This is a genomic window from Streptomyces niveiscabiei (assembly GCF_001419795.1).
In the GTDB taxonomy this organism is placed as follows: Bacteria; Actinomycetota; Actinomycetes; order Streptomycetales; family Streptomycetaceae; genus Streptomyces; species Streptomyces niveiscabiei.
In genome coordinates this window covers 1-3,693 of the sequence record NZ_LIRL01000670.1, presented here as the reverse complement: position 1 = coordinate 3,693, position 3,693 = coordinate 1, and the positions used below count along the sequence as shown (strand labels likewise).

General features: G+C 69.7%; 6 protein-coding genes. 2 read left to right on the top strand and 4 right to left on the bottom strand.

Translation table 11 applies throughout. The annotated features are described in order from the left end of the window. On the top strand, positions 1 to 645 hold a 645-nt coding region (locus AOK24_RS30015), incomplete at its 5' end, for an HAD family hydrolase (RefSeq protein ID WP_055723181.1). Here the strand turns inward: AOK24_RS30015 and AOK24_RS51305 are convergent. After that, positions 600 to 872, bottom strand: coding sequence for a hypothetical protein (locus AOK24_RS51305; protein WP_079057066.1), 273 nt, complete (start codon positions 870 to 872; stop codon positions 600 to 602). The genes AOK24_RS30015 and AOK24_RS51305 overlap by 46 nt on opposite strands. Positions 873 to 1,098: 226 nt before the next feature. On the opposite strand from AOK24_RS51305, the gene AOK24_RS52365 reads away from it, so the two are divergent. Then, a complete protein-coding gene (locus tag AOK24_RS52365) occupies positions 1,099 to 1,482 on the top strand; it encodes a cold-shock protein (RefSeq protein ID WP_010351235.1) in 384 nt (127 codons plus the stop codon). 24 nt (positions 1,483 to 1,506) lie between these two features. Here AOK24_RS52365 and AOK24_RS30005 read toward each other — a convergent pair whose 3' ends face one another. The 3 genes from AOK24_RS30005 to AOK24_RS29995 are packed head-to-tail and all read right to left on the bottom strand — an operon-like array spanning position 1,507 to position 3,592. Then, positions 1,507 to 2,358 (bottom strand): 1,4-dihydroxy-6-naphtoate synthase, encoded by an 852-nt coding sequence (locus AOK24_RS30005; RefSeq protein ID WP_055723180.1) that lies wholly within the window; start codon positions 2,356 to 2,358, stop codon positions 1,507 to 1,509. A gap of 14 nt (positions 2,359 to 2,372) precedes the next feature. Further along, positions 2,373 to 3,131: a futalosine hydrolase gene (locus tag AOK24_RS30000; RefSeq protein ID WP_055723179.1), complete on the bottom strand. Its 759-nt coding sequence runs from the start codon at positions 3,129 to 3,131 to the stop codon at positions 2,373 to 2,375. Then, positions 3,101 to 3,592: a DUF2771 domain-containing protein gene (locus AOK24_RS29995; protein ID WP_240554201.1), complete on the bottom strand. Its 492-nt coding sequence runs from the start codon at positions 3,590 to 3,592 to the stop codon at positions 3,101 to 3,103. The genes AOK24_RS30000 and AOK24_RS29995 overlap by 31 nt, the downstream gene beginning before the upstream one ends. Positions 3,593 to 3,693: the final 101 nt, after the last annotated feature.

Below are 3,693 nucleotides of genomic sequence, written 5' to 3'. Positions count from 1 at the left end.
CCGCCCTTCGCCCCCGTCGTCGGCTTCGACCTCGACATGACCCTCGTCGACTCCCGCCCCGGAATCCGCGCCTGCTACCAGGCCCTCGCCGAGCTGACCGGCGTGTACATAGACGCCGACCTCGTGGTCAGCCGGCTCGGGCCGCCGGTCGAGGACGAGATGGCCCACTGGTTCCCGGCGGACAAGGTCGTCGAAATGGCCGCGCTCTACCGCAGGTTGTACCCCGAGTACGCCGTGACCGGGACCCTCGCGCTGCCCGGCGCCCCCGAGGCGATCGAGGCCGTGCACGCGGCGGGCGGTCGCGCCATCGTCGTCACGGCCAAGCACGAGCCCAACGCGAAGCTGCACATGGAGTACCTGAGGCTTACCCCTGACGTGGTAGTCGGTGACCTGTGGGCCGAGCAGAAGGCGGAGGCGCTCAAGGAATACGGCGCCCACGTCTATGTCGGTGATCACGTGGGAGACGTCAGGGGCGCCCGGACGGCCGGCGCGCTCTCGGTGGGGGTGACCACCGGACCGTGCGGTGCGGAGGAATTGCGGACGGCCGGTGTGGATGTGGTGCTCGACGATCTGCTCGCGTTCCCGGGATGGCTTTCGGCCTATCTCGCGGACGCCCCGGAAGCCGCTGATCCCTCCCTCGCCTGACGCCGTCCGGCGGCGATCGAACGCAGTACACCGGCGCCCGCGATCAGGAAGCCGACGCCCATGAGCATGCTCAATCCGAACATGTACGCAGGAAAAGGCGTCGTACCGAGGAACAACGGGGTCACGGTGACGAGAGTGGCCACCGTACCGGCGAAGAACACGATCGCACCGGCGCGGATCAGTCGGTCACCGGGAGCGGCGGAATTCGTTTGGGTTTTGTCACGCACCGGACCAGGGTAGTTCCCAGCGCGAAGGAACAACCGGGGGACGTCTTGTCACCCGCGCACAGACCATTAGCCTTGGTACCGGCGGGTCATGGTCGACCCGCTGTACTGCTATCCGGAGCCGTTCGCGCGGTGCCAGGGCCGAGGTGCCGACGGTTCCGCGGGCGGTTTTCGGAAGCGGTTTTACGACAGAAGCAGTTTTCCGACGAGTACGAGGACGAGGACAGACGTGCCTACCGGCAAAGTCAAGTGGTTCAACAGCGAGAAGGGCTTCGGCTTTCTCTCCCGCGACGACGGCGGTGACGTCTTCGTTCATTCCTCGGTCCTCCCCGACGGAGTCGAGACACTCAAACCGGGACAGCGCGTCGAGTTCGGAGTCGTCGCCGGTCAGCGCGGCGATCAGGCCCTTTCGGTCGTTCTCCTCGACCCGACCCCTTCGGTCGCCGCGGCACAGCGCCGTAAGCCGGACGAACTCGCCTCTATCGTCCAGGATCTGACCACGGTCCTGGAGAACATCACGCCGATGCTGGAGAAGGGGCGTTATCCGGACAAGGCTTCCGGCGCGAAGATCGCGGGATTGCTGAGGGCGGTCGCGGACCAGCTCGACGTGTAGGAATCCCCGGGTAACTCTCAAGTATCACGGAAACCGCAGTGCGTCCGGTCCGAGGGGCGGTACCAGCCCCTCGGCCGCCGCCCGCGTGAGCAGCCCCCGTACGGCGGCATACCCCGCCTCTCCGAGATCCGCCGTGAACTCGTTGACGTACAGCCCGATGTGCTGGTCGGCGACGGCCGGGTCCATCTCCTGCGCGTGCTCCATGACGTACGGCCGGGACGACTCGGGGTCGTCCCAGGCGGCCCGCACCGACGCCCTGATCGACTCGGCGAGCAGCTCCAACCGGTCGGCGCCCAGGGACCGTTTGGCGATGATCGCCCCCAGCGGGATCGGCAGACCGGTCGTCTCCTCCCAGTGCTCGCCCATGTCCGCGAGCTTGTGCAGCCCGTAGTTCTGGTACGTGAACCGCGCCTCGTGGATGACGAGCCCCGCGTCGACCTTCCCGTCCCGGACGGCCGGCATGATCTCGTGGAACGGCATCACCACGATCTCCCCGACCCCGCCGGGCACGGTCTCCGCCGCCCACAGCCGGAACAGCAGGTACGCCGTCGACTTCTCGCTCGGCACCGCGACCGTACGGCCCTGGAGGGAGACGCCCGCCTCCCTCGTGAGGACCAGAGGTCCACAACCGCGCCCCAGGGCCCCGCCGCAGGGCAGGAGGGCGTAGTCCTCCAGTACGTACGGAAGGACCGCGTACGACACCTTCAGGGCGTCGTACTCCCCCCGCTGCGCGAGGCCGTTGGTGATGTCGATGTCCGCGAACGTCACATCGAGCGCGGGGGCGCCCGCGATGCGGTCGTGGGCGAGGGCGTCGAAGACGAACGTGTCGTTCGGGCAGGGGGAGTAGGCGATCCGCACGGGCCGCTCGGAGGCCATGGGCTGCTCAGAGGTCATTGCTGTCTCCAACTCTCCAGAACGGGGGCGAGCTTCCCGAAACCCGCCGTCAGCGACTCCAGCGCGTCCTTGATGCGCCAGGCCGAACGGTCGCGCGGGCCAACGGGGTTGGAGACCGCGCGCAGTTCGAGGACGGGGACGCCGTGCGCGCCCGCCGCCTCCGCGACGCCGAACCCCTCCATGGCCTCGGCGAGCGCGCCGGGGTGCCGGGCGCGCAGGGCGTCGGCCCGGCTCGCGGTGCCGGTGACCGTCGAGACGGTCAGGACGGTGCCGGTGCGGGCGCCGGTCGCCTCCGCGGCGCGGCGTACGAGGCCGGGGGGCGGGAGGTGGGTGACGGTGCCGAAGCCGAGGTCGGTGACCGGGAGGAACCCGTCGGCGGTCTCCGCGCCCAGGTCGGCGGCGGTGATGTGGTCCGCGAGGACCAGGGAGGCTACGGGGGCGTCCGGTGCGAAGCCGCCCGCGATGCCCGCCGAGACGACCACGTCGTACGGGTCCCTCTCCAGTACTGCGGCGGTGAGGGCGGTCGCGGTGGAGGCGGCGGCGAGGGCCGGGCCCACTCCGGCGGCGAGGACGTCGTACCTGTGGGGGAGGGGGGTGAGGCGGCGGACGGTCAACCCGCCCGGCAGCGTACGGAGTTCGCCGTACGGGTCCGGGAACGCCTGTGCCACCGCGTCCCGTTCGGCCGGGACTGCGGTGGCGACAAGGATGCGGACGGCGGACGTGGTCAGCTGTCCTTCTTCAGGCGGAACGACCACAGACCCGTGACGGCCTGGCTGTCCTTCTTGCCGTCACCCGCCTTGATGGTGACGAGCGTCGAGTCGCCCTGCGCGCCGTACTGGGCGTTGAAGAAGACGCTGCTCGGGATGGTGAGGTACGTCTTGTCGCTGTCCCCGGTGAGCGGCTGGCCGTTCATCAGGACCGTCCACCGCTTGTCGGCGATGTCGGGGTCCACACCGAACCGGACGTTCCCCGCCTCGGCGTCGACCTTGATGGACTCGATGTTCTCGTCCTTCAGGCAGGCCGTCAGCTTCGACGTGTCGAGCTTGGAGCCCTCACCGCCGCAGGTGGCCTCCTCGCTCACCGACGACGAGCCGAAGGTGATCGTGGCCCGAGGCGTCGGCTTGTCGCAGGCCGAGAGCACGAGCAGTCCGGCGGACACGGCGCCGGCGGCGGCGACGGCGCGGCGGCGTCGCACAGCAGCGGATTGCTTGGTCATAGGCGGAAGGCTATCGGGCCCGCCCGGCGCAGTTCCTACGCGGGGTACGGCGTCGCTGTGCGTTAGGCCACGCGGGGTGGGGACGGGGCGGGGGTGAGGTG

Excerpts from the sequence above, each read along its gene's own strand:
- AOK24_RS30005 (WP_055723180.1), bottom strand. The coding sequence starts at position 2,358 with ATGGCCTCCGAGCGGCCCGTGCGGATCGCCTACTCCCCCTGCCCGAAC.
- AOK24_RS29995 (WP_240554201.1), bottom strand. The coding sequence starts at position 3,592 with ATGACCAAGCAATCCGCTGCTGTGCGACGCCGCCGCGCCGTCGCCGCC.